The organism is Methanosarcina thermophila TM-1, from assembly GCF_000969885.1.
Lineage (GTDB): Archaea > Halobacteriota > Methanosarcinia > Methanosarcinales > Methanosarcinaceae > Methanosarcina > Methanosarcina thermophila.
Map to the genome: position 1 here is coordinate 1,261,303 of NZ_CP009501.1, position 25,715 is coordinate 1,287,017.

Genomic DNA, 25,715 nt, shown 5'->3' on the forward strand with positions numbered 1-25,715 from the left:
CTCAATTGCCATTAATTGAATAAGGCACTCAGGAACTCTCTATAAAACGAATAATTGATTACTTTAGCAACTTCAATGCATCCCTGCAAGCTGCTACAGCAGGTGCCCCTGAGGTTATGAATATAACATCCATAAGCCCCATTATTTCTTCTTTTGTAGCTCCGTTGTTGAGTGCACTCTGCATCTGCACAACTGTGCATCTTTCACATTGCTTGGATGCAACAACAGCAAGTGCTACAAGGATTTTTGTTTTTGCAGATAGAGCTCCGTCTGACAGTAACTTTTTATTGCATCGATTATACTTTTTAAGAAATTCACTGTCAAGCTCTCCAACGATCTCAAGAATGTGTGGTGTGAAACCCAGCTTCTCGCTCATGCTTTCCAGTAACTCTTCATGTTCAAGATCTTCCTGTTCTTCCCGACGAACGCCGCCGCAACATCCTTCCCCATATTCTTCCATATTTATCAATCCCCACTGAAATTCAACTGAATATATTAGATATCAGCTATTAATTTAGTATTATTGTATCTGTATGTATATTATTTATCTATTCCTGAAGCTCCTTAACTCGTCTCCAGATGATTTGTCAAGATCAAATATTTCTCCCCCATTCCACAGGAGCTCAAATTCCTTACCCAGACTCGTTGCAAGCCCTGTATCCCAGATTTTTATAACCGAAAGAATACGGTCACTATCGTGGGGTGAAGCTGAGATAGCACCACAGCACTCTCATCAATAATACCGAAACAGGAGTTAAGATTCTTGGTAAACCTTATATCGACGCCTTTTTTAAACATGCCAAAATTTTCTTCTCCCTGCATTGAAAGCAAAGAAGAAAGCGGTGTAAAACGATGGGATACAAGCAGCCTGATTTTGACCCCGCGGTCAATAGCTCTCAAAACTTCGGGCAGCAAGCTGGCAATTATGGACATGCCAAAGGCAGGAGGAATTAAACATAATGACTTTTTTTACCTCGCTATAAACCGAAATGGCAAACTTCCTGATTTCAGACTCAGTTACGGCAGTCGTCCAGAAAATCTCATCCTTTTGCTTTTGAACAGGAACGTTTTTAAGAACCTGTTTTGCCTCTTCAACAGAGCCTTTTCAAGCTTCGATATCTCTTTCTGCCTCAAATTTTCGCTTCTCAAAAAAGGAATTTAAAGCTATTTCAGGATCAACTGCCCTGAATTTTTTTGGTCTTGAGACCTGGATTTCTACAAAACCCTTTCCTGCAAGAGATTCAAGCACAGTATATATCTTCCCATAGGGTACGTCGGCGTCTTTACAAATAGAATTTGCTCCAGAAACCCCGAATTTTAAAAGAGAAAGGTATGCGGCTGCTTCATAAGCCGTCAACCGATATCCTGAAGTAGCCTTTTCTTTTACAAAGGTGATTTAACAGTTAGAAACTTAAAAAATATTCCTAAAAAATAAGCTCCAATAAAAAATCTCCATTTTATTTTCAAAGTCTCCAAATAATTTTAAGTACCTTTCCTCCCCAAATTCATATATTAACGATAATATAGTTCTTACTATAGTTTTTACACCCGATTGGAATTGAGTCAGTATTAACTTTTATCAGAAAAAGGAAAGAAGAAAACATGTACACAGAAGAGAACAAAGCAATAGTTCGTCAATTTTTCGAAGTAGGACCTTGTAAGGGGGATATAAATGCTGTTAATGAACTGTTATCACCTGATTTCACTATGCATGTTCCCCTACCTGCTCCAGCGGGAATTGAAGGAATAAAGGAAGTAATTACTACATGCAGGTCAGCCTTCGAGCACCTCAATGTTACAATTGAGGATATGGTTGCTGAAGGTGATAAAGTGGTCGCCCGTTTTACAGCTCGAGGCATACATAGCGGCGATTTCATGAATTTACCGGCTACAGGCAAGCCTATAACCATAACTGGTATAGAGATTTTCCGCATTAAAGATGGTAAGATTGCAGAGTTATGGGGTGAGGTTAACCTACTTGGGCTCATGCAGCAGCTAGGAATTTTCTCTTCACCCTGACCATCAGGGGTTAATCTGATCAGATATTCCAGACAGTTTGAGCAGGATATGGGGTAAAAATAGAAGGATACACAAGAAAGGAAATGTATAAGCTCAGAGATGAAGTATTTTTCTAATATAAGGGGAGTAAGATGAGACCTACAGTTGACCTAAAAGAGGAACACAAAGCTGTTAAACTGATGCTGAGAATCCTTGATGGAATGTGCACAAATATAGAATCCGGGAAAAGTGTTGAGCAGGAGCATCTTGACGGACTGATAGAATTTATGAGAGTATTTGTTGATAGATGCCACCACACAAAGGAGGAAGCTTACCTTTTTCCTGAAATGGAAAAAGCAGGAATTTCCGGTTCAGGAGAGTTAATAGCCTCACTTAAAAAAGAACATGAAGAGGCAAGGCAGTATGTCAACAGAATAGAAAAAGCAGCTTCAGAAAAGGGCAATAGAGAATTTTCAGCTATAGTTGAGAATTCGAGAGCCTATATTCAACTTCTAAATCCGCATATTGAAAAAGAAGACAATAAGCTTTTCCCGATGGCTGACACGCACCTTTCAGAGACTGTTCAGAAAGATTTGCTGGAACGTTTTGAAGCTGTGGAAATTGAAATAATAGGTCCCGGAAAGCATGAGGAATTCCACAGATGGCTACACGCTATGAGAGATATTTACATTAAACCCAAGTAAGCCGTAGAGCCGCAAACCTTTTAGAAAAAACTGCTTGAGCGCAAGCCTTTTCAAAAAAGGCTTGAGCGAAAACGACGTAACCTTTGGATTTGAGAAACTTATCCCTTAGCCCTAAAAGGGTTGCAGAGCAACGGTTTTGATCAAGAGATTGAAAAAATTAACCGTGGATCAGCTTAGGAAGGCAGCGGGTGCAGACCCACAGGCTTTGCATGTTGTGCCTGATAGGAAGGAGGTAGCTGATATCTTCACCGGCACCGCAGGAGAAACACTGGATTGAGATATCTCTTTTCTTGGGCTGAGCCTCTGCTTTCTCCCGGTCAAACTCGACAGTGTGTCTCTCTTCGATCGATATTGCGCCTTCTGGACAGACCCCTATGCAGAAACCCATACCGTCGCAAAGTTCTTCAGATATGACTTTTGCTTTCCCATTAATGATTTCAATAGCACCTTCGGCGCAGGGCGCAACACATTTTCCGCAACCTGTACATTTTTTTTCGTCAATTTTTATTATCATTCGTTTTACCATTAAATCGATCCTCTCTCAGGATTTTTCTGTTAAAAATTGTTTGATATGTATATCTAAAGACAGGACTCAAATGTCGTCCATCGATAGTTGCATTCTGAGGTCCGGCAAATAGCCTTCCCTGTGCAGCAATTTTTTATAATCGTTAACTAATTTGCACATTTTACGGGTATAATCTATGAGATCCGTACCTGTTCCCCCCTTGAATAATAACTTCTCAGTTTTTTCCAGAAGCTCCGGATAAATAAGTACCAGTTCTTCTTTTGTGTGTAACAGCAGGGCTGAGAAGTCCCTGTGAATACTCATGCTTCTCTGGAGAAGTTCCAGATCCAGAGTGTTCTGGGAAAGATAGTCTCTGAATTTTGTATAAGCGTAAAAGTTTGCAATATTATGGTTTAAAGAACTTAGAATTGAATATAGGATATTTCCCGTATTTGGAAGGGGAATATCCCGAAGTTCAAGGTCTGCACCTTCGTAGTTCTCATCATCTTCAATTCTCCGATCCCCAGTGATATCACGGCTCATATTATCGACCTTGGCATATTTCGGCGGATTCTATTCACAAGTTAATTTTTTAAACTTGTTTAATTTCGTTAAAAGATAGTTTATTTTTAAAAAGCAATGTTCGCAATGCGTTCCCCTAAAAACTATATCTGCAAAAAGCTTCACTCTAGGTGAACCCCATGTTTCAGTCTCGAAATTACTTAATTTACAGGAACTCAGGGCGCAGAATAGTTTTTATCCACAATAGTTTTATCTTTACTCCCCTGCGTTGTCTTCTAGTAAGCATGCGTGCTGCTAGTTGTATATTATGTTGCTAGTTGCATATTAGTAGATTATTAATAGGTAAATCAATTTTCAATGATGTGTGCCTTCAACAATTTCTATGCCTGCGTCTTTGATCGTTTTTCTGATACTATCAAGGTTTGGGCATTTAGGGTAACTATCTTCCATAAGCATACAGGAGCTGAGATGCACAGCATTTAGCCCATATTTTTTCAGGGTGTTCACCAGCCGGTAAACTCTCCTGCCCGAGCAGCCCCCACATGTGAAAAATGCTATCATCTGCGTATCCGCATCATAACCCTCAAAGCTGGATTTTCTTTCATTGAAAGCTTTGAAGCAGCCCACTCCGGGGCAGGTCTCCGAGACCAGTTCACAGCGGACAACAGCTATCTTTTTCGGTTTTGTTTTTTCGGTCATCTTTACACATTCCAGTTGTCTTACAGCAGGCGCGAAGCCTCGGTTTGCCTTGGAGCTTTAACAACCAGCACTCTGAAAACCTCATTTCCAGGATTCACAAGGCGGTGAGGAATTTTAGCAGGACTTTCAATCAACATATCCCTGCTGACTTCCTCTGTTTCATCCCCAATCTCAACTATTCCTTTTCCTTCAAGCACGTAAAAAAATACATCTACTGGTGTTATGTGTTTCTTTAACGCTTCTCCAGGCTTGAGTTCTATATGTACTGCCTGCGCGTTTTCGGTATCATAAAGCATCCGGACGCTCACATTGTGGGGGTTCGGCTTTTCAGGTGAAGATTTCATCTCAGTAATTTTCATCTATTTTCCCCTTTTGACCATAATTTGTATTTCCCAGCATTAAATCAAGATAGCCTGCACCAGATTTTCAGGCTAATTTTTGATTACTTATCACTTTTATTGCTATATTACTTATCAATTGCTCTTTTTCCCAGCATATCCAATTCTAATATCTGCCCATATATGCCTGGACATAGGCTTTCATATTACCTCAGAACTTCATATTACTCCAAGAGCCAATTTTGGAGAACTGGTAACAATTTTTGCCCCTAGAACCCCGGATAAGATCTGGGGTTAAGGGTGCTTACATAAGGAACATTTTAACTGGAGCATTCCGTTCTTCTAAAGACGGCGAGAAGCAATTTAAGCGATATAGAAGTTAATGAATGCTGGGTTTACAAGCCTACCTGGGTTTTGAAATTCTCAAGACCTATATCTTCAATGAACCTCCCAAGTCTCTTTTTCGTACCGGAGCTCTTATAGAAGTTAATAATTCTATCAATTGTCTCAAGAACCTCTTCTTCTGACAGTTCCTTTGCGACAACCTCAGCAAGCCGTGGAGTCGCGGCTGCAGAGCCTCCAACCATTAAAGTATATCCTTTAGCAGTGCCCATTACCCCTATATCTTTGATGGCAGGCTCGGCACAGGAATTAGGACAGCCGGAAACAGCCATTTTCATTTTGGAAGGCATGGGCATTCCGTGGTACTTCTCATCCAGTTTAAGACCCAGACTTACAGAGTCCTGTTTTGCCTGCTTGCAGAAAGTCGTTCCCGGACAGAACTTCACGCTTCTTACACAAAGCCCTATAGCTGCGCCGGGCTTCATATCAAGCTCAGCCCACACATTGTCAAGGTCTTCTTCTTTAAGCCCCACGATTGCAATCCTCTGGGCGGAGGTCACCTTGAGGGCAGCAGCCCCATATTTTTCCGCAACTTTAGCGATTTTCATGAGGGTTTCCGGCTCCACAATTCCTCCTGGAAGGTGGGGAGCGATTGCATATGTTTCACGGTCTCTCTGAACGATTGCACCTTTTTCCGGTAAATTGTCTTTCATGGCTGATCTTTCCGAACTTTATGGATTTTTCTGATATATTATATAGACAGATTTTATAAAATGTCAATTATAATAGTATCTTTTTGATACCAGTATATTAGAGATACTAATTTATATATAAGGCAGTTTCTATGTTTATACTATGAAAGACTGCACAGTCTACAAGACTATGAATATCATCGGGAAAAGATGGACTATCCATATCCTTCTGGAACTGCACAAAGGAGAAAAAAAGGAAAAGCGCTTTAATGAGCTCAAAAGGAAACTCGGCTACATAACCCCTAAAATCCTTTCAGAAAGGCTGACCGAACTGGAAATCGAGGGCTTGGTTGCAAAGAGAGTTGACGACTCAACAAAGCCTCCGAAATCCGAATATTACCTGACCGAAAGCGGGATGGATTTCGTGAAAATAATACAGGCGATTAAACGCTGGGGGCTTAAGTGGAAGTTCCAGAATGAAGAGTGCGAGAAAGCCATTTGCATGTACTGTGACCACTGAGCCAGGGTTGCTGAAAAATAAATGAAGATGGAAATTTGTATATCTTCTATCTTTTGGAAGGAAATAAAAATAGGAAACACAGAAAGATAGAAGACTGAGAAAGATAAAAGGAACAGAAAGATAGAAGGAACAGAAAAAGAGAAGACACAAAAAGATAGAAGATATACAAAGATAGAAGACACAGAAAAAATGGGAATAGAGATTCCATGCTTTAAGTTTTTTCTGATTTCAGTCCTTTAAGGTTCTGCAACGAGTTTTTCCTTGCCTTCTTGCACTTACCATGCTTTCCCTGTTTTCAAGGATTATGGAGCCAAAATTTATAGGTGCAAGTATTTAAGCTCAGAGCTATAATCTGCATATGATATGCAATTATTCGGAAGGGCGTAAATGACCACTAAAGAAAATATTGGTTTTTTCTTCAAGCCCGAGAGCATAGCCCTGATAGGAGCGTCACCGAATCCTGAGAAGCTTTCCTATACAATCCTGGAAAATCTCCTGAATATGGGATTTCAGGGAAAGATATATCCCATAAATCCAGGCTACCAGGAGATCAGGGGACTTAAATGTTATCCAAATCCTGGGGAGATAGAGGACAGAATCGATATAGCAATTTTTGCAGTACCTGCATCTATTGTTCTTGAGATTCTTGACGGACCTGTTGAGAATATAAAAGGCGCCATAATTATCAGTTCCGGGTTTCGGGAAATTGGACCCGAAGGAAAGGAAATGGAAACTCGCCTGAAAGAAATTTTAGATAAGAAAGGTATTCGGGCTATGGGACCAAATTGCCTTGGGATCTACGATACAGTTTCAAATGTAGACACATTTTTTATAAAAAGCGATAAGGTCGAAAGACCTGCCAGGGGTGGGGTCTCCGTGCTTACTCAGAGTGGGTCCTTTGCCGCTATGATTATGGACGAGCTGGCAAACGAAGGAGCAGGGGTCGCAAGGGTGGTAAGCTATGGAAATAAAGTTGATGTGGATGAAAGTGACTGCATCGAATTCCTGACAGACGACGAAGCAACAAAAGCCATTGCACTCTACATCGAGTCTGTAGGAAACGGACGCAAGTTCCTTGCTGCTGCTTCCAGATGTGTGCAAAAAAAGCCAGTGGTAGCTCTCAAAGTAGGAAGGAAGGAACCAGGTGCAAGAGCAGCCAGTTCCCATACTGGCGCTGTCAGTGGGAGATATGAAGCCTATGAAGCCGCTTTCAGAAAAGCAGGTATAATAGAAGTGGAGAGTTATGAGGAGTTAAAAGACGCCTGCAAAGTACTGAACAGGTATTCTCTGGCTGAAGGAAAAAGAGTCCTCATTATAACTGACGGGGGAGGAATAGGAATTTCCATTGCCGATGCATGTGAGGAGGCAGGGCTCAGGGTTCCCGAAATCCCAGACGAAGCTGTAAAGAGGTTAAAAGAGAAGCTTCCTGTTTTTGCTTCCGTAAAAAACCCTATAGACCTGACAGGCAGTGTAAGGGATGAACATTACATTTATGCTCTTCAGGAAGCTTTCAGGGAAGGTTACGACCTTGCAATCGTTAGCCTGCTCTGGGGTCCCCCTCTTCTTACCCCAAAGATTGCGGAGAAAATTCGGGACTTTGCGGATAGCTGCGGAAAACCAATCCTTATCTGTTCTCCAGGCGGGAAGTTCAGCCGGGAAATGGCTTCAGCTCTTACTGCCACCGGAATGCCAGTCTTTTTTACCCCGGATAGTGCAGTCAGGGCAGCAAAGGTGTTGTGCGGAGGAATAAAGTAAGTTAAGCCCGATTTGAGCCGAAAAATCCTGAACAACCGGGGACTTAAAAAGTTAAAGGATGAGAATAGAACTACATGGCGGTTACGAAAAATCCGGAGCCGAAGAAAAGATCGACCACCGCCTGTATTCCATGGCTTGCTTAACTCTTTCCACAGCAAGCTGGACTGCAGCTTCCCTTGGCAGGATTCCTTTTGTTTTTGCAGCTTCCAACACCTGAGCCGTATTGTTCCTCACTTTCTCTTCAATTGCCTCAAAAGCTGCGTGCCGGGTAGCTCCCTGATACTCAGACGCCGCACAGATTACGCCGCCTGCGTTTGCGATAAAGTCCGGGACATAAAGAATACCGGCTTCATAGAGGAGTTTTTCAGCTCCTTCTGTAATCGGTATGTTTGCTCCTTCAATAATCAGTTTAGTATTCAGAAGATGGACATTGCTCTCATTGATTATATCTGGACGGGCTGCAGGAATCCATATGTCACAGGGGATGGAGATAACTGCATCTCTGTCAAGCTTTCTCCCTTCAGGATAGTCATGTACACTTTTTCCTTCATTCTTAAGCCTTATAAGGGCATCTACGTCAAGCCCGTCTGGGTTGTAAACTGAGCCGCGGGAATCGGCAACTCCTACCAGAACAGCTCCACTACTGGTAAGGAAACGAGCAGCGTGCATCCCAACTGCCCCAAAACCCTGAATAACTAAACGAGCTCCATTTAGCTCAAAATCACAGTATTGAAGCGCTACCTCGGTAGATTTTGCAAGCCCCCAGCCTGTAGCCCCCACTTCATCAAGAGGAATTCCTCCAGCCCCACAAGGAAGCCCTACTGCCCTTCCGATCTCATCTTTTATGCATGCCATACAGAACTCGTCAGTTCCCATATCAGGGGCGAAAATGTATTCCTTCGTGTATCTTAAGGCACTGGCAAGCGTTCGAAGTTTCTGGATTTTCTTTTCCTGCGGCATCCGGGGGTCACCATAAATGACAAGTTTACCGCCCCCGAAAGGAATGTCTGCAGCTGCATTCTTAAGGGTCATGGCTCTTGCAAGCCTGAAACATTCTTCAGCACTCACATCAGGAGCCATACGGACCCCTCCAAGAGCAGGTCCCCGGGCGATGTTATCCACTACAAGAATCGCTCTAAGGTCAACTGATGGTTCATAGATATGGATGATTTTAAATGGTCCAAGCTCATCCGCAAATCGGAACATGTCTTCCATTTTAATTTTATCTCCTGTTTTCTCAGTCTTAATTTCCTTTTACTTATGATCTTCTTACTTTTTTAATACTTTACTAATTATTCATTACTAAATTACTTACGTTCGCTGCCTGTATCTAGAAGACAATACTATAATTAAAGCTAAAAGTTCTGTAAATGATCGCACGAATGTATAGAAAGCTGATTTCTGTAGATATCAGAATTTATATAGCCTTTTTACTATAGTTATTAAATTTTTCTATGAGGTTTATAGCATCTTTTACTATAGTTATTAAATTTTCCGACAGTAGGTCAGGACTTGGTCTCAGGACAAATGTTTCAATAACTGAATAAAGTAACGTGAGATTGGTAATATTAAATATATTTTTCAAGAGAGACTGTAAGAAGATTTAATCATCTTTATCTTTACTCAATTGCAGTCATCTGCAGGTGAAATGGGGAAAAATCGGAAGAAAGGGGGTTACCGGTATGGAAATATCATTTAGTAGATCGAAGTTCTCCTGGGCAGAATATTTTTCGGATAAGAAAAAAGGAGGCCATAGATATTCTACCGATGAATTCCTATATAAGGAAGCTAAGGAGAACTTTTCCACCTCAGTGGAGGTAAATCTCTTCTCGATTTTGGGTGCGGCGCCGGAGAGCTCTTGATATATTACGTGCCTTATTACGAAAGGGTGGTAGGTGTTGACTTCTCACGCTCGATGCTTTTTGAAGCTGAGAAGAAAATCTGGGAGAAAAATTATAAAAATGTAGACTTATTCCTTGCCGATGACAAAACAGTATGGGACAAGTTGAATTCTTCGTTTGACCGGATCACGGCATCACAGGTTGTCCAGTACTTGACCCCTGAGCAAATAGATGCTTTTGTCAATAACGCCTGTAGTCATCTAAATGAAGGAGGCAAGATAATCTTTTTTGACATAATTGATCCAAGGCTTTATCCCCTGTGGAAAATGGGATGGTTTTCACAGAATTTCAAACTCTGGAAAACATTACCTAAAGCTGGTATCGGGAGCATCAAGCAGTTATCGGCTATCCTGAGAAACCGCCCCAGGGATATAATTGGGAATTCTCATAGCCCCCTACCTGATTGAAAAAATTGCCAAGAATAACGGTTTCACTATGGAATATATAAAATCAATGTACTACGAGTACAGGTATCATGCAATATTATCAAGGACATCTTGATATTTTTCAGATCGCAATCGCAGTATAAGACTCCTCAAATCATGTTCACATGAAGAACTTTATCGCATTATAACCTGAAATTTAGGGGAATGATTCTGGCTTTTACTGTTTATGATCTAATTGCAATTTTTTTCAGAGAGAATTGTAAAAAGTATGTGATTTAAAATTGAGCCTTGAGAGAGCCTTGAGATTCATTCCCTGTCAATAAGAGTTAAAATTGAGCCTGAGATTCGTTCCCTGTCAATCTTAAACACTTGTAGGAAACTTACTGCAGGGATAAATTTCCTGTCCTTATCCCAGGCATTTTATTTTCGTGCACTAAAACCAGTCTCTTATGAGATATTTTTCCATATAACTGGGAAATCAGAAAATTGCCAGGGCTACCTTCTTTAAAAGTATCATTATTTTCTTTTCCAATGCCGCCAATTCTATTTTCCGATGTGAGGGCAACTCGAAGCGAGCCATGCAGGCTATGATTGCAGGCGGAGTCCTGAACGTCATTCTGGATTCCATATTCATCTATACCCTTAACATGGGAATCAAAAATACAATTAAAACACAGGAATATCAGGTGAAAAATAATATTGATATATTAAATTATACTCTTCATCTAAAATTATTGTAATATGTAAGTAAAATTTTGAAGATATTAACAAAAAAGCCGAAAGTAAATTAAACTAAAAATGCTCAATATCTGCTGAAAAATATTGATTCAAAGCAAATTCTGTAATAAATCAATCGGAAATTTTGAAAAACATTTCAAAAAGCTATTGTACAGGTAATTAAATACCCCTAAATACCCCTAAAAGGAGGTATATAAGTTGAAAAAATATTTGCCCATACTGGTGATGTCGATTTTTGTTTTTGGGGCTGTGTTAACAGGTGCGGTTGCAAGTGCAGCCGATAACCCATTAGTAAATGATACGGCATCAAAGATTTTAAACACAAATGAATCCGCTAATCAATCCGTAAATAAATCTGTTAATCAATCCGCCACCAATAAATCCGTTAATCAACCCGCCAATAAATCCGCTAATCAATCCATGCCCCTGAATGAGACCAGCCTTACCAATGTAACCGAAAGTGAAGCAGCAGTTCCTGTAGCAGAACAGAAATTCAGAGTAGGTCCGACAGTCACTCTGAGACCGGTTAATGATGTTATAACTGAAAACGAAGACGGCATTGTTGAACTTTATATCGATAACCCTTCCCTTAATGATGTGACTCTGAATGTAGACGCAAGGATCAGCGTACCTGCTGGAATTCACGTATACGGGCAGGGTTTTGCTCAGACAGGTGCTGCAGGTACAGTCTATGGAACATTTTCCGTGCCTCCTGGAAGCGCCCGAACAATCTACATCAACATTAAAGGAGAGAAAGTAGGTACTTTCACTGTACACTTCAGCGGTCTGTACTGGCCTGGAGATAACAAAGACGATTACAACCCGATTTCACTCAGCCACCCCTTTATAGTTGAGCAGGCTTCCAAAAATCCCGGAGAAGCCCCCAACTTTGAGGAGAGCAACCCCGAAGAAGCTTCCAGCTCTGAAGAGAGCGGAGGAATAAAAGCCGAAGGAGAAGGCTCATTTAGTGCTCCAGGATTCGAGATATTAATTGCGGCTATAGGACTGCTAGGAGTTTATGCTGCCAAGAGGAAGTAAGTCAGGTTAAAAAAATATAAGCACGATTTCAGGAAAAATACATGCATTTTTCCTGTTTTATTATTTCAATAAGCTAGGAAAGGCACCAATAACTTCGAAAAGCTTTTCAGCTAAGTTGACCGGACGTTTAAAGATCGCAGCCCAAAAAGGTGGTAGAATGTCTCAAAGGGCTATATTAAAAACACTAATAATCTGCTTTTTAGTCGCTTGTTTCCTTGTAAGCAACCTTTCGTATGTATATGCGTCAGAGAGTTCAGCAGATTCTAACGAAAATAAATCAAAGCCTTCAGAAGAAAGAATGCAGCCTTCACGTGAGGCACAGTATCTCGAAGAGCAGTCACAGCCCCCAGAAGATACAGACACACAATCCTCAAAAAACGATGAGACCCAAAATGAAGGCGTAAAGCCTTTGGAGGGGGAAGAAAGTCAATCCTTGGAAAATACCCAATCAGAGTCTGCTGAGAAGACCGAAACAAATTCCGAGGGAAATCCTGAACTACCGACTGAAGAAACAAAAACTGATCCCCAGGAAGAACCGGAATTAGAACCGGCTGAAGAAACCGAAGCAAATTCCCAGGAAAGTAAGGAAGCAGTATCATCAGAGAATACGGAAACTCAGCCCTCGGGGGGCACGAAAATAAAAACTGAGGATACAGGAACGCAAACCTCAGAAGAAACAGAAATTTCAGAGGATACCGAGAGCGAATCTTCGCGTAGTAAAGGAGACTCGTACCATATAATACGCTCAGAATATACTAAAATTGAGAATAACAACTACATACAGCCTGAGCCTGCACAAAAAACAGCTCCAGAGAACACAAAATCAGCCGGGAACTCCAAACCTGCACCCCCCTCTGCAAGTGTCAGTCTCCATGGTGAAAAGACCTGGGTTATTGCTGGGGAAGACATTCTGCTCAAACTGTCAGCTGTCAATCTTATCACAAAACCTGTAATGCATGTGCAGGTTATTATTATTCCACCGTCAGGAATGAGTGTCTCTTCCTCGGAGTTTGTCCAGTCGGGTGCAGGTCAGTATACGACAACATATGAACTTGAGCCTGGACAGGGCAGGGATATTGAAGTAAGAATTGAGACTAACCAGCCTGGAGATTTTACTGTCAAAGGCAGAGTAATATATTATTTCGGCGAAGATACTGAGAACGTGGAAGATTATACGCTTGACCTTCCTATACACGTGGAAGAAAAGCCGTATGCTGTAGAAGAAAGCCTGCCCGGATTCAAACTGGTGAGCCTGGTATGCATATTAGGGGCTGTATTTTTCTTTAAAAGACGCTCGTTATTGTGAGAACATAAAATCAAAGTTGCCTGTCCTGCAGGCAACTGATGAATAAATCAGGTAAGGTCATAAATCAGGTAAGGTCATATAAATATCAGATAAGATCCATAAGATGGACTGTGGATTCGTGGATCAGGTAATCGGCTTCGGTAGAATTCAACCTGCATTCAGCTCTCGTTTTATTAACGAAAGCATTAAAAGTGCTAATTTTCTTTATAGCTTTAGCATCATTTCCTTTTTGAAGATGACAGAGTATGTTGTTGACTTTTACGTTGAGGGCAGTTTTAGTTGAGTCATCAGCGCAGTCAAGCTCATCCACGAAGCTGCTTACGACGGGGTATCCTGCGTCTATCCAGACTTTGATCCCTTCATTCATGTTATAAACATTGCTGTAACCGGCGTTTACCACGACTTTGCTTGCATTGGTGCTTCGTGTCCCGGTTTTACAATAAATAAGTATTTTTGTATTACAATCATCCGGCAACTCATCCGTTCGATTTGCCAGCAGATATTCATAAGACAAAATCGGCTCTCCGGGCGGATTCTTGAGGCTCGTGACCGGTATCAATACCGCTCCTTTGATATGCGCTGCATGGAATTCATCAGGGGTACGTACATCGAGAATGAAGACATTACCTTCTTCAATCATATTCTTGGCATCATTAACACTTACATTTGTGTATGTGCTGCCCTCGGCTCCTGCAACACCTGGTGCGATTATGAGAAAAGCAAAGAGAATTGCAGCAAGATATGGTAAATACTGCTTATCCAATCAGATCCCTCCATTTTATCCAGTTCTACACACCTGAATTTTGAATTTTTTGGATAATTATTCAAAGCGTACTGACGCCCAAACCTGAGTAATCATCCAGAATGAACTATTTATTCATACAGTTTGTTCAGATATCTTATCTAAGATGGGTAATCTTTAGATAGTACTTCAACTTATATCATCTTTTTTAATTTTATTTAGGACTGAAGGCCCATTGTACTTTTCCATTTTTACATTTCGAACCTTGTCATAACTCCGTGAAGCTCGTCGGTAGGGAGCCTGTAAAACTGGACAAATGAAGGTGACAATTTCTTAATTACGGAAAATATTCTCCAGACTATATTACTGGTAAATATATCTTCTACTCCGTAGAAAATTGCTTTTTCATAAATGCCCTGGTCTTTCAAAATCTGTTCGACGTCAACAATTTCCATATATCCTGCTCTTATTTCAAAAACTTTTAATCCTTTTGCCGGTTCTGCTGTAAACGAGCTTTCTACTCCAAAAGGACTGTCAGACTTAATAATTGAAATAAAAATATTATTTTCATAAATGATGTTATTTTTAAACATTACATGGGAAATATATTGGGGAATTCTGGTTATATCCCGTGTAAAGAAAAGTGCAGTTCCACTGATTTTATTTTCAGCAGCATATAGATGATTATATTTTTCAAGGAAATCATCGATTTTTACAGGCTTCAGCACTTCGTAAAGTCTCTTCTGCCCCGATGTGTATATCACAATAAGAGAGAAGATAAAGAGTGCTATGATAATTGACCAGTAGCCTCCATGCGGGATTTTGTAAGTATTTGAGAGAAGGAATATAAAGTCAACAAATGTTATGAACAGCGAGATTATAGTCTTCGATATATCTTTTTTGTAATAGAATATTGAGGCCATCAGTATGCCTGTAATTGTCATGTTCCCTGTAACCGCCAATCCATATGCGGCTGCAAGATTGCTCGATTCCTGAAACACAAGCATCATAAATAATACAGCGATTAGAAGCATCCAGTTTACTGCCCCTATATATATCTGTGATCTCAATTGCCCGGAGGTATAATCAATCTTTAGCATTGGCATTACTCGGGTTGTTATTCCCTGATATACTATTGAAAACACACCGCTAATCATAGCCTGCGAAGCAATAATCGTTGCAACGATGCTCAGGACAAGAAATGGTATATAGATAATGCTGGCTTGTTGAGACACCATCTCAAATAATACATTTGTTGAGTCTGGATTTCTAATAAGGAATGATCCCTGCCCAAGATAATTCAAAACCAATGCTGCAAATACCAGTTTCCAGGCATTTAAAATGGGCTTTCTCCCCAGATGGCCCATATCGGCATATAATGCTTCACCCCCGGTTGCGCATAGAATCACTTCGGATAGTACAAAAAATCCCGCAATTCCACTATCCAGAAGAAAGCTGATGGCATAATAAGGGTTGATGGCTTTAATTACGCCTGGCGCATAAAATATTGAAGAAATTCCAAAAAATGCAAGGGATGCAAACCATAAAAACATTATCGGGCCAAATACCCATGTAATCTTTTCTATTCCCTTACTCTGGACTGAAAAAAGGATTATAGCAATTATACCGGCAATTAAGATCAGAACACTCTGTCCTGTATTTTCAAAACCAGAAACGATGCGTACTCCCTCAACGGCACTGAGTATGCTTATTGCAGGCGTAATAACGCCGTCTCCAATAAGGAATGAAATACCTATATAGGCTAATATTGTGACTAAATAAACCTTTCTGCCTGACCTTAAAAGGGGAATAAGTATTTCTTTTAAGACAATAGTTCCTCCTTCACCCTTTTTACTAAGGCTCATGGCAAGCCAGGCGTATTCCATAGTCACGATAATGATAAGTGTCCAGATAATTAGAGATAAAACTCCTATTACATGAGTTTCAGTCGGTTTTGTAAGAAGAAAGATAACTGTCAGGGTATAAATGGGACTGGTCCCGATATCACCAAAAACCAGACCCATAGACTTCACTGCTTCCCTGAGTTCTGTTTTGGATAACATAGTTCTTCACCTTATTTTCCAGAAATCCGGGCAAAAACATAATTTGAAATAAAAGTTTTATGCATTCAAATCCTAAGACCAAAAATCAAGATTTTCTTCTGCCCTATAAGAGAAAGAGGTATGAAATTTATTGAATCCCTGGATTCAAGATCCACTGTTTCATATGACTTGTCTCTATGATTCAAGATTCACTGTTTCATATGACTTGTCTCTATCTGCGAGTCTTTATTTGTTATCTGTGGTTTGTAATTTAGTTCTCAATAATATAAGAACGGATTTTATTCTAACAATTGGTAACCCCGAGAATTACTTTTTCGTATATAAAGGCTGTGACCCTTTGTACCTGTGGGACTGGAATTAATACATATTATGCCAGTCTAATGCCAGTCAATCTATTCCAGTTTTGTTTCACAAGAAATGTTAAGAGTATATCTTAGTTAACATCCATATTAACACACATACAGCTATCAATAAAATTGCATAAAATAAGTAAACGGTAATGGTAGAAGACGGAATGATAAAAAATTGTACTCAACAATCAACGAAGATATATACAGAAAAGAAGCAGAGGAAAAAAGGAAAGCCGTAAAAAAATGAGAGGAGTTTTTTGGTCGAAGAAAAAGGTTTTCTTGTGCATAAAGAGACAACAGAAGGAGTAAATATTCTTCTCGGTGACCCCCAGAAAGCCGTTATCAAGCTATCAATTCCTATAATAGTTGCAATGTCTGTGCAAACAATATACAACCTTACAGACACCTTCTGGGTTGCGGGGCTGGGAGCTGATGCTCTGGCTGCTATGGGATTTGCATTTCCTTTTTTCCTTATCCAGATGGCACTTACAGGCGGGTTGGGAGTTGGAGGAGGGTCTGCAATTTCCAGGCGGATCGGAGCCAGAGATAAAACAGGCGTAGATAACGTTGCCCTGCATACCTTTGTGATAATGCTCACCCTGACAGCTGTACTGACCGTGCTTGGATTAGCTTTTGTGGAAGATCTTTTCGTATACAGTGGAGCCGCCGGAAGAACGACGGAGCTCGGAATCAGTTATGCCAGGGTGTTTTTCGGGGGCAGTTTTATATTCTTCTTTACTAATGTTGCAAACTCCATCCTGAGAAGTGAAGGGGATTCAAAAAGGGCTATGCAGTCAATGATTCTTGGCTCAGTCCTGAACGTAATACTCGATCCCATATTTATATATACTCTGGGGTTGGGAATTGCAGGAGCCGCCCTAGCAACCGTTGTCGCTTATGCCAGTTCCGGACTGCTGATGTTTTACTGGTTTTTCATCAAAAAAGATACCTATGTAGCTTTCAGGTTCAGTTCCTTCAAATTCGATAAAGCGATAGTAAAAGATATTTTCAGGGTCGGAATACCCTCCTCAGTTGAGCAGCTTGCCCTGGCGCTGACCGCACTTATAATGAATATTATAATCACGGATATCAGCAGTACAGATGGAGTTGCGGTCTATGCCACAGCCTGGAGAGTGACAGGCATAGCAGTTACGCCCCTGATAGGAATTTCAATCGCTATGGTCTCAATTGGAGGAGCTGCTTTTGGGGAAAAGGATTTTAAAAAAGCCCAGAATGCTCTTTTTTACGCAGTTAAAATCGGATTTCTGGTCGAAGCCGTAATTGCGGTTTTCGTATTCGTTTTTGCTCCAGAAATTGCTGCTGTCTTTACACAGACCGAAGACGCTGCCCGGATTGCACCAGAACTCACGAGACTCCTTAAGATCATGACAGTGTTCTATCCGGCAGTCGCCTTTGGGATGCTTTCCGCTTCTTTCTTCCAGGGAGCAGGAAAAGGCACCAACGCTCTTATAGCTACGCTTTTGCGCAGCCTGATTATGACCCCTCTCTTTGCCTTAATTTTTGCTTTCGAATTCAACTGGGGGCTTTCTGGCGTCTGGTGGGGGCTTGTTGCGGGGACAGTAATTGGTTCACTGATTACTTTCATCTGGGCACATACATACCTGAAATGTCTAATTCGTACGGATATGAGTTTAAAGAAATACTAACATTATGAAGTATTGAACCCTGTATCACAAAGTATAAATACAATTTAGATTGAATTAGTAAGAAATCAAACAATTAAATAAACGAACAGTAAGAATATGAACTATCAATTTGAAAGATGAGCTGAAAAACAGGCATAATTTTTCACTATAAGTTCTATTTAAAGGCTTATTGAGAAACTCTTTCAATTTAACATCCGAATTAGAAAACTTCTGGCTGTGGATATCAATGAAAGAAAAAAAAATAAAAGAAGCAGTAAAACTGCAGTTTGAGATGTTTCATCTGTTTCATAAAAACTTTGCCAGAATCTTTCACCAAACTGGAAACGGGCCTTATAACCTGAATAAAAACCAGAACCGGGCTATCATGATTATCGGGGCAGTAGATAATATAATGCCTACAACCCTGGGAAAGTGCCTTGATCTTCAGAAAGGAAGCCTGACAAGCATGATTGATGCCCTGGAAAAAGAGGGACTTGTCTACAGGAAAGGAGATCCCGAGGACAGAAGAAAAACACTTATTTCTCTTACTGAAGAGGGGATAGCTTACAGGGAATGGTTTATGGAGGAACTCGAAAAAAAAGCCTCCGAGATCCTCAGAAGGCTGGGTGAAGAGGATATCCTTGCATACCAGGAAAGCCTGAAGACAATACTTGCAATGCTCAAGAAGCTTGATAGGCTGCCTGAATAAAAGAATCTTGAGGAGGCCTTCAATGCGCACCGAACTTATAGACAAGTTAAAGAAACTGGGGTTTACGGAGAATGAGGCAAAAGTTTATGTCGGACTCCTGAGCTTGAATGAAGCTACAGCAAGGGAAATTCATGAATTTACTCATGTGCCCAGGCCAAAGATTTACTCTGTGCTGGAAAGGATGGTAAAAAAGGGGTACGTGGAAGTTATAGAAGGAACTCCTGCCATTTTCAGAAGCATAGACCCTGAGCAATTGACCGAAAAGCTCAAAAATGAATTCCTCCTCTCCCTGAATGAGACCTTAAAAGAACTTAATTTCACAGAAAACCGGAAGAAAGAACTTAATTTTCACAGGAAATCGGAAAAAGGATCTTAATTTCACAGAAAACAGGAAGACAGATGCTATAAAGTTGGAGTCTGCTTTTTGAAGTGGAATGAAAAATCCTAGAGTATGGGGGCTCTGTAAAATCCACGTCGTCTGGAGTTTCACAAACTTTTGCAGGAAGAAGAATCCACACCCCTGCTTTGAAAATACTTTAAGAAGAATAAGAGCTATATGAGGAATTATATACCTGCAACTTCTGGTAATTTAAAATGAAACTGCTAACCGTATACGAAGAAATACAGCCCTATATTACAAAAGATGGTTCAATTATTCGTGAACTCATGCATCCTTCTATCCACGGCAACTGCAGCCAGAGCCTTGCTGAAGCTACCGTGCCAGTCGGTGGAAAAACTCTCCTTCATAAACACCGCCTGACCGAAGAAATTTATCATGTTACGGAAGGCAGCGGAATAATGACTCTCGGCTCTGAAGAATTTGAGGTCAAAAAAGGAGATTCAATTTGTATTTCTCCAGGCACTCCGCATAGAATTCAAAATACAGGAGACACAGCGCTGAAAATTCTCTGCTGCTGTGCGCCGGCTTATTCACATGAGGATACGGAATTGCTGGAATGAGCGAATAAAGTCACAAAATCAGGTTTTTAAAAACTTTTCATCATTAAATAAGACAACTTTTGATCTCTCTTCTTTCTCGATATCATATAGGATTTCAAATGCGGTATTAACTGAAAATTCATTGTCTGATTTCAGCAGGTCTTCCAGCTGCTTTTTATGTTTAACAGTACAAATTTTTCCAAGTGCTGCTGCCGCACTCATCCGCACATCTGAATCTTCATTTTCTAGGACTTCAATAACTATGCTTATCCCGGTGACTCCAATCCTTTCTAGACTTTTGATAGAATTTATTTTATCCAGTCTATACCTGGAATCAATTTTATCGGCAAGTAACGCACACAGTTTTTCCTTTGTTTTTTCACTTGCATTATTTACACACTTTGAAGCCAGGAAAAGCTCATCTTTTGAAATCATCGAATCCACAAATTCGTCAATAGAATCTGAATCCAGCATTTCAGAGGCGAATATCACAACTTCTTCCCATTTTGGATGATTAAAAGCCTCTGATACATCAAATCCACTTTCAAAAAGCTCTTTTAGCTTTATAGCTGCAAAATATTCCTGAAAAGATTGGTGAATTCCGTATGATACATAATTATCATTTCTATTAAGTATCCCAAGTTTGAAACAATCTTCAAGAATTACCTGCGGGCTGATTTTTCTGAATAAAGGATCTTCAGAGCTTCTCTTGACAAATTTGAGAGCTTCAGAATATTTACATGAAACTTCATTCCTGCACTGAAGTTTAAAATACAGGTCAGTCAGAGAGTTCTCGATTTGTGTTCTGTCTGCGCAGAGATATTTTCCTTTTTTTTCTTGATGACTGAAAAGAGTAGAAATAAAAGCTTCGTACAACTTAGAGCGGTTTGAAGGTAATAAGTCGCCAGCTTTGTCTTTTTGCTCCATAGCAACTTTGATGGCAATGTAAAGCATCATCGGGTTTGAGAGTATGGATTTTAGCTGTTGATTTTTAAAGATTTTGTCTTTGAGAGTATTTGCTAGTTCTTTATTTGAAATGCGGCGATTTATGAATATCCCTATTTTCTCATCGGTTAATTCTTCTAATTCCGAGACTTTGAAACTGCTTTTTATACTCTCAAAAAAGCCTGGTCTTGAAGAAATAACAAATCTGCAATTGTTGTAATCGGTGATGAAATTTGAGATCTTATCATGGGGATAAAACTCATCAGTAGGTGAAAGTAAGTCAAAGCCGTCGAGGAGAATAGTTGCTTTCCCTTTTAATATCGTTCTTAGAGTTTCCTCTGAGATTCCTTTCCCTTTGGCTTTCATAGTGACGTATGCGTCAAAAGGTTCCTTTATAAACCGCTCTTCAGCGATGTAAGAATTTAATTCAATGTACAGCGGAACGTTTTCGCTTTTTCCCTCAAGATAACTTTTAGCAAGAATGTAATTTAACCATCTAAGTGTAGTCGTTTTTCCAGAACCCGATTCCCCGGAAATAATAAGCTTCTCTTCTTTCTCAACAAGTTCAAGCACTTCAAATTCTTGTGGTTTATTGTTTTCTCTATCACGAAATTTGAGAGTTATTGGCAGAATCTCTCTGGCTGAAAGTTCTGTATAGACATCACTGATTCCGTTTTTTCCTTCTTCGTCTAATATTTTGTTCAAGTATTTTTCTAATGATTTTTCGAAGTCTGCATCTAATTCTTTTCTACTCTGATCAGCTTTACTTTCATTTACCACTTCCTTTATTTCTTGAACTGTCTGAGAGATTTCTTGAACTGTTTTATCTGTTCGTTTTGCTAAGTTGAGTATAAGATAATCTCTAAGTTCAGGTTCTTTTTCTATTTCGGCGTCTATTATCACAAAAAAGGAATTTAGGATTAGATCTGCATCTTCACGGGAGAAATCTTCCTCGCTGAATACTTCAAAAAACTCTTGAATTAAAACATTTGAACAATCAAGTTTATCCGGGTTCATCAGGTATTCTCTGATTGCGTTTTCCACATTTTTCTGATGAAAAAAAGTATCAATCTGTATTCCATTTAATTTACATTTCTTATTCGAAAACTCTTCAATCGCCTTGTAATATACTTTCGAATATGTATCAAAAATTTCTCCAGGGATTCTCTTGGAAGAATCATATATTAGGTTAGCAAGATAGCCCAAAGCTAATTCTGAAAAAACCATCGTATCCCTGCTGTCAAAAGAATTTCTTCTCAGTTTCTCTATCAACTTCCTTATTAAAACCATCTAAATTAATTCTTTCTATTATATTCGGGAAAACGGGAAAAGCCGCTCGCTGGCAAGCGTGACGAGAACGATCAGGATACAGCTAATAAGGTTGTTCTGCCTTATTTTTCCCTTTAATTTTCTTTTTATGCCTTTTTTCAGGCTTTAAGCAGTAAAAGTGAGAAAAGCATCCTTTTTAGAAACAAAAATTTTATTTTTTTATCAGCTACCACTGAAAAAAGTGTCCTCTGGACACTCCCACAAATGGGTCTTTAAGATTTCATTCATCTCGATGCCCTCAAGGATCTCAAAAGCAAGGTTTGCCACGAATTCATTTTCTGAGTCAAGTAAAGCCTTCAACTTCACTTCATCCTCTTTAGTACAGATCCTTTTTAGAGCCCCTGCCGCTTCGGCTTTTACAAAGCGGTTCCAGTCGTAAAGGGTATTTATAAGAGGTTCGATAGACCTTTTCGGTTTTATCCTGCCGAGAGCTTTTGCGGCAGCCAGCCGGGTAAAATCGTCCGGATCCTCAAGAGCAGCAATAAGCTGATCCACCGCATTTGAGGCTTTAATCCTGCCAAGAGCTTCGGCTGCTCCCGATCTTCCTTCATTGTTTCTATCCATCAGTGCGTCAATAAGGGGTTCTACAGCTTTTTTGGATTTTATTTTTCCGAGGGATTTTGCAGCTTCCTCTTTTACGGAGCCGTTGTCATCAAAAACCAGAACCTCTATAAGGGGCTGCAGGGCTTCTTTTGACCTTATCCGACCCAGGGTTACGGCTGCAAATCTGCGTACAGTTGCATCTCTGGATTTGAGTGCATTGATTAACGGGGAAACCGCCATCTCACAATCAAAAAATGGCAGTGACTCGGCTGCAAGCCTCCTGACTTCATCATCTCCACTATCAAGGGCGCGGATCAGGGACTCAAAAGCTCTTTTGAGCCTGCTTTCCGACAGATTTTGCAGGGCTTTTGCGGCTTCCCTCCGCACAAGCTTATCTTCGTCTTTGATCGCATGATCAATGAAATCAAAGATTCTATCCGATATCCAGTCAGGGATGCCGTCAGGATTTATCTTGCCCAAAGCTCTTACTGCCCCCTGCCTTGTAAGATTATTCCCTGACTTAAAAATCCGAATGAGCGGTTCAAAGACTTCCTGCGATTCAAACTGCCCGAGTGCGTTTGCCGCTTCCTTCCTGACAAAACGGTTTTCATCTCCCAATGCAAAAAGAAGTGGAACAATAGCTTTGCGGACCTTCATTGCGCCCAGAGCTTTTGCAGCTTCCAGTCGGACTAAATGGCTCTCATCATGGAGTTTATTTATCAGGGTTTTAGCCGCCATTTCAGACCCTATTTCCCCTAAGGACTCTGCGGCTGTCTTCCTTACAAACTCATCCTCGTCCCAGAGCGCGGACACAAGGGGATCGAGGGCTCTTTCCGACCCTACCATGCCAAGTCCCTTCGCGGCTTCCCGACGGACAAAGCGGCTTTTATCCCCAAGCATATCAACAAATGTGCCTGATATTTTATCTGATCTTATTTCTCCAAGTGCTTTTGTGGCGATCCAGCGTACAAATTCATCCTCATCCTTCAGGGCATTTATAAACAATTCAACCGCTTTTTCCGATCTCATCTGACCAAGAGCCTCGGCAGCGCCCATCTGGACAAGCTTGTCTTCTTCCTTAAATGCTTTTATAAGAGCTTCTGCAGCTTTCCTGGAATTTGTCCTGCCAAGCGCACCTACAGCCCCTATACGGACGAAATCATCATTAGCCCCAAGTGCGGAAATAAGGATTTCCAGAGCCTTCTCTGATCCTATCTGCATCAAAGCTTCCACAGCCTGCAGACGGACAGTCCGGTTCTTATCTTCAAACATACTCCTGAGCAGTTCGATAGCTCTATCGGAACCTATCATCCCAAGAGACTTTACAGCCTCTATACGCACAGAGTAATCCTCATCTTTTATTGCAGCCTCAAGCGGAGCGAGCGCTGCCTCAGACCTTGTTTCCCCAAGCACCTTTGCAGTTTCTCTTTTTATCCCTATGTCCTTATCTTCAAGAGCTCCTAAATTGGCTATGATTCCACAGGTACCCAGCCTCCCCAGACTTTGAACCGCCCTTACTTTCTCTCCGATGTATTTACTGTCAAGTTTCCTGGAAAGCAACTCGCACAGTTTCTCTTTTGTCTTAGCACTGGCTCTCAAAGTACATTTTGAGGCTAAATCTAGGTTTCCACTTGAGATTATTGAGTTTACAAGTTCATCTCCTGACTCGACTAACTCCGAGGTAAGTACTATTACGTTATCCCATCTCGGATTCCTGAACGTCTTTGAGATGTCCATTCCGCTTTCAAGGCACGCTTTCAGCTTTAACGCCGCAAAATATTCTTGAAAAGATCGATTTATTCCGAACCTTATTTCGGATCTCTTTCTTATAAGGAGTCCGATCCCCATGCAGGATTGAAGAAGCTTTCTGGCTCTTGCTCTTCCAGACCTGCCGCACTCAATATACCTTTCTGCCACTTCAAGAGCGTAGCTATACTTACATGAGATCCTGTTCCTGCACTGGAGTTCAAACGACAGATTCATCAGGAAATTTTCGATGTTTGTTTTTCCAGTACTCAGTTCCTGAGAATCTATTCTTCCACGAGGAATTTTTTTATGATTCGTTCTATCAGAACTTATCTTTAGATGAAATTGGTTTCGAGATTTGAAAAACTCCTCTCTTAACCTGCTATTCTCAAAAAGCTCAGAAACGAAAGCCTGATAGATTTCCGTATCGTTCGAGGGAACAGAACCTTCAAGGGTAAAGCATTGAGCGCCTACAGCCTTTTCCTTTGTTTCCATATGTACTGTTGAGAGTTTGATCCAGATATAAAGCAGCAGAGGGTTTCGAAGGACTGGTTTCGAATGGACCTCACTCAAACTCCTGGCTGTCAAAAGCTTTGCCTGTCTCTTATTGGGGACATTCTTTGCTATAAACAACCTGATTTTCTCATCAGTTAATTTTTCAAGCTCCGACAGTGCAAATGTACTTTTCAAACTGTCAAAAGGCTCGGGTCTCGAAGCAACAACGTATCTGCAGTCTTCATACTCGGAAATAAAATCAGAAACCTCATCAAAAGGTGAAAATTCATCCGAAAGTGTGAGCAGGTCAAGCCCATCTAACAGCAGCAGGGCTTTTCCTTCGAGCAATTTCTTAAAATCTGCCTCAGAAATGCCTTTTTCCTTTACTTTCTTTTTTAAGTAGTTGTAGAAAGAACCCTTAACGTAGGAATCAAGTGCGACATAGATCGGGACAAATCCTTCCTTTCTCAGGAGGTACTGCCTGGCATAGACAGTACTCAGCCATTTGAGGGTTATTGTCTTTCCCGAACCTGCACCTCCGTAAATTATCAGATGCTTCTCTTTTTCTACAATTTGTGAGATTTCAAAGTCGTAGGCAAGAGAGACCTTTTCTTCGAAAAGCCTGCGGGTAATTGGTAATATCTCTCTGGCAGATAATTCTACATAATTACAGATTTTATCCTTATCTTCCAGTATTATGTTTTTGAGGTACTTTCCCAGGTCTCCGTTTAAGCCGCTTTCAGTTACAGATATAGACATAAAGC

General features: G+C 40.6%; 24 protein-coding genes and 1 pseudogene. 12 read left to right on the forward strand and 13 right to left on the reverse strand.

Translation table 11 applies throughout. The features are described from left to right. Window positions 1–58: 58 nt before the first annotated feature. From MSTHT_RS05355 to MSTHT_RS15060, 3 genes are all read right to left on the reverse strand, one after another. Window positions 59–460: a carboxymuconolactone decarboxylase family protein gene (locus tag MSTHT_RS05355; RefSeq protein ID WP_048166888.1), complete on the reverse strand. Its 402-nt coding sequence runs from the start codon at window positions 458–460 to the stop codon at window positions 59–61. Window positions 461–669: 209 nt separating this feature from the next. Further along, on the reverse strand, window positions 670–933 hold the full coding sequence (locus MSTHT_RS15055) for a phospholipase D-like domain-containing protein (protein WP_231588206.1): 264 nt from the start codon (window positions 931–933) through the stop codon (window positions 670–672). Window positions 934–1,105: 172 nt separating this feature from the next. Continuing rightward, a complete protein-coding gene (locus MSTHT_RS15060; protein WP_231588207.1) occupies window positions 1,106–1,357 on the reverse strand; it encodes a TrmB family transcriptional regulator in 252 nt (83 codons plus the stop codon). 245 nt (window positions 1,358–1,602) lie between these two features. On the opposite strand from MSTHT_RS15060, the gene MSTHT_RS05365 reads away from it, so the two are divergent. Together MSTHT_RS05365 and MSTHT_RS05370 are read left to right on the forward strand one after the other, a co-directional pair. Beyond that, window positions 1,603–2,019: an ester cyclase gene (locus MSTHT_RS05365; protein ID WP_052721837.1), complete on the forward strand. Its 417-nt coding sequence runs from the start codon at window positions 1,603–1,605 to the stop codon at window positions 2,017–2,019. A gap of 131 nt (window positions 2,020–2,150) precedes the next feature. After that, a complete protein-coding gene (locus MSTHT_RS05370; protein WP_048166889.1) occupies window positions 2,151–2,702 on the forward strand; it encodes a hemerythrin domain-containing protein in 552 nt (183 codons plus the stop codon). 157 nt (window positions 2,703–2,859) lie between these two features. Here the strand turns inward: MSTHT_RS05370 and MSTHT_RS05375 are convergent, their stop codons facing one another. From MSTHT_RS05375 to MSTHT_RS05395, 5 genes are all read right to left on the reverse strand, one after another. Next, window positions 2,860–3,228, reverse strand: a complete 369-nt coding sequence (locus tag MSTHT_RS05375) for an ATP-binding protein (protein ID WP_048166890.1) — start codon at window positions 3,226–3,228, stop codon at window positions 2,860–2,862. Window positions 3,229–3,294: 66 nt separating this feature from the next. Further along, entirely contained in the window at window positions 3,295–3,750 is a 456-nt protein-coding gene (locus tag MSTHT_RS05380; protein ID WP_048166891.1) for a hypothetical protein, read from the reverse strand. A 333-nt stretch (window positions 3,751–4,083) separates the two neighbouring features. Further along, window positions 4,084–4,428 carry a CGGC domain-containing protein gene (locus tag MSTHT_RS05385; RefSeq protein ID WP_048166892.1) on the reverse strand — a complete coding sequence of 115 codons (345 nt, stop codon included), beginning with the start codon at window positions 4,426–4,428 and terminating at the stop codon, window positions 4,084–4,086. Window positions 4,429–4,448: 20 nt separating this feature from the next. Continuing rightward, complete coding sequence (locus tag MSTHT_RS05390; RefSeq protein ID WP_048166893.1) at window positions 4,449–4,787, reverse strand: cupin domain-containing protein; 339 nt, start codon at window positions 4,785–4,787, stop codon at window positions 4,449–4,451. A 374-nt stretch (window positions 4,788–5,161) separates the two neighbouring features. After that, the gene (locus MSTHT_RS05395) at window positions 5,162–5,821 is read right to left on the reverse strand and encodes a nitrite/sulfite reductase domain-containing protein (protein ID WP_048166894.1); all 660 of its coding nucleotides are present in this window, start codon (window positions 5,819–5,821) and stop codon (window positions 5,162–5,164) included. Between the two features lie 142 nt (window positions 5,822–5,963). Between MSTHT_RS05395 and MSTHT_RS05400 the strand changes: the two genes are divergently transcribed. Both MSTHT_RS05400 and MSTHT_RS05405 read left to right on the forward strand, forming a co-directional pair. Further along, window positions 5,964–6,320 carry a winged helix-turn-helix transcriptional regulator gene (locus MSTHT_RS05400; RefSeq protein WP_048166895.1) on the forward strand — a complete coding sequence of 119 codons (357 nt, stop codon included), beginning with the start codon at window positions 5,964–5,966 and terminating at the stop codon, window positions 6,318–6,320. Window positions 6,321–6,707: 387 nt separating this feature from the next. Beyond that, a complete protein-coding gene (locus tag MSTHT_RS05405) occupies window positions 6,708–8,075 on the forward strand; it encodes an acetate--CoA ligase family protein (protein ID WP_048166896.1) in 1,368 nt (455 codons plus the stop codon). 81 nt (window positions 8,076–8,156) lie between these two features. Here MSTHT_RS05405 and MSTHT_RS05410 read toward each other — a convergent pair whose 3' ends face one another. Beyond that, entirely contained in the window at window positions 8,157–9,290 is a 1,134-nt protein-coding gene (locus tag MSTHT_RS05410) for a Glu/Leu/Phe/Val family dehydrogenase (protein WP_231588208.1), read from the reverse strand. Between the two features lie 467 nt (window positions 9,291–9,757). On the opposite strand from MSTHT_RS05410, the gene MSTHT_RS15410 reads away from it, so the two are divergent. From MSTHT_RS15410 to MSTHT_RS05425, 4 genes and pseudogenes are all read left to right on the forward strand, one after another. Further along, complete coding sequence (locus MSTHT_RS15410; protein WP_310572468.1) at window positions 9,758–9,937, forward strand: hypothetical protein; 180 nt, start codon at window positions 9,758–9,760, stop codon at window positions 9,935–9,937. Beyond that, window positions 9,931–10,383 (forward strand): annotated as a pseudogene (locus MSTHT_RS15415) (class I SAM-dependent methyltransferase); the annotation flags it as partial. The gene MSTHT_RS15410 and the pseudogene MSTHT_RS15415, both read left to right, overlap by 7 nt. Before the next feature lie 915 nt (window positions 10,384–11,298). Then, window positions 11,299–12,138 carry a PGF-CTERM sorting domain-containing protein gene (locus tag MSTHT_RS05420; RefSeq protein WP_148704573.1) on the forward strand — a complete coding sequence of 280 codons (840 nt, stop codon included), beginning with the start codon at window positions 11,299–11,301 and terminating at the stop codon, window positions 12,136–12,138. A gap of 157 nt (window positions 12,139–12,295) precedes the next feature. Beyond that, window positions 12,296–13,444, forward strand: coding sequence for a hypothetical protein (locus MSTHT_RS05425; RefSeq protein ID WP_048166898.1), 1,149 nt, complete (start codon window positions 12,296–12,298; stop codon window positions 13,442–13,444). Window positions 13,445–13,529: 85 nt separating this feature from the next. Here the strand turns inward: MSTHT_RS05425 and MSTHT_RS05430 are convergent, their stop codons facing one another. Beyond that, window positions 13,530–14,207, reverse strand: coding sequence for a rhodanese-like domain-containing protein (locus tag MSTHT_RS05430; protein WP_082086780.1), 678 nt, complete (start codon window positions 14,205–14,207; stop codon window positions 13,530–13,532). A 230-nt stretch (window positions 14,208–14,437) separates the two neighbouring features. After that, complete coding sequence (locus tag MSTHT_RS05435; protein ID WP_048166899.1) at window positions 14,438–16,249, reverse strand: KUP/HAK/KT family potassium transporter; 1,812 nt, start codon at window positions 16,247–16,249, stop codon at window positions 14,438–14,440. 607 nt (window positions 16,250–16,856) lie between these two features. Here MSTHT_RS05435 and MSTHT_RS05440 point away from each other — a divergent pair. The 4 genes from MSTHT_RS05440 to MSTHT_RS05455 all read left to right on the forward strand — a co-directional run bounded on the left by MSTHT_RS05440 (window position 16,857) and on the right by MSTHT_RS05455 (window position 19,914). Continuing rightward, window positions 16,857–18,266, forward strand: a complete 1,410-nt coding sequence (locus MSTHT_RS05440; RefSeq protein WP_048166900.1) for an MATE family efflux transporter — start codon at window positions 16,857–16,859, stop codon at window positions 18,264–18,266. Window positions 18,267–18,492: 226 nt separating this feature from the next. Next, window positions 18,493–18,954, forward strand: a complete 462-nt coding sequence (locus MSTHT_RS05445) for a MarR family winged helix-turn-helix transcriptional regulator (protein ID WP_048166901.1) — start codon at window positions 18,493–18,495, stop codon at window positions 18,952–18,954. Window positions 18,955–18,976: 22 nt separating this feature from the next. Beyond that, the gene (locus tag MSTHT_RS05450) at window positions 18,977–19,330 is read left to right on the forward strand and encodes a TrmB family transcriptional regulator (RefSeq protein ID WP_048166902.1); all 354 of its coding nucleotides are present in this window, start codon (window positions 18,977–18,979) and stop codon (window positions 19,328–19,330) included. 218 nt (window positions 19,331–19,548) lie between these two features. After that, complete coding sequence (locus MSTHT_RS05455; RefSeq protein ID WP_048166903.1) at window positions 19,549–19,914, forward strand: cupin domain-containing protein; 366 nt, start codon at window positions 19,549–19,551, stop codon at window positions 19,912–19,914. An 18-nt stretch (window positions 19,915–19,932) separates the two neighbouring features. Here MSTHT_RS05455 and MSTHT_RS05460 read toward each other — a convergent pair whose 3' ends face one another. Together MSTHT_RS05460 and MSTHT_RS05465 are read right to left on the reverse strand one after the other, a co-directional pair. Continuing rightward, window positions 19,933–22,128, reverse strand: a complete 2,196-nt coding sequence (locus MSTHT_RS05460; protein WP_231588209.1) for an NACHT domain-containing protein — start codon at window positions 22,126–22,128, stop codon at window positions 19,933–19,935. Between the two features lie 201 nt (window positions 22,129–22,329). Then, on the reverse strand, window positions 22,330–25,710 hold the full coding sequence (locus MSTHT_RS05465) for a HEAT repeat domain-containing protein (protein WP_048166904.1): 3,381 nt from the start codon (window positions 25,708–25,710) through the stop codon (window positions 22,330–22,332). Between the last annotated feature and the right edge of the window lie 5 nt (window positions 25,711–25,715).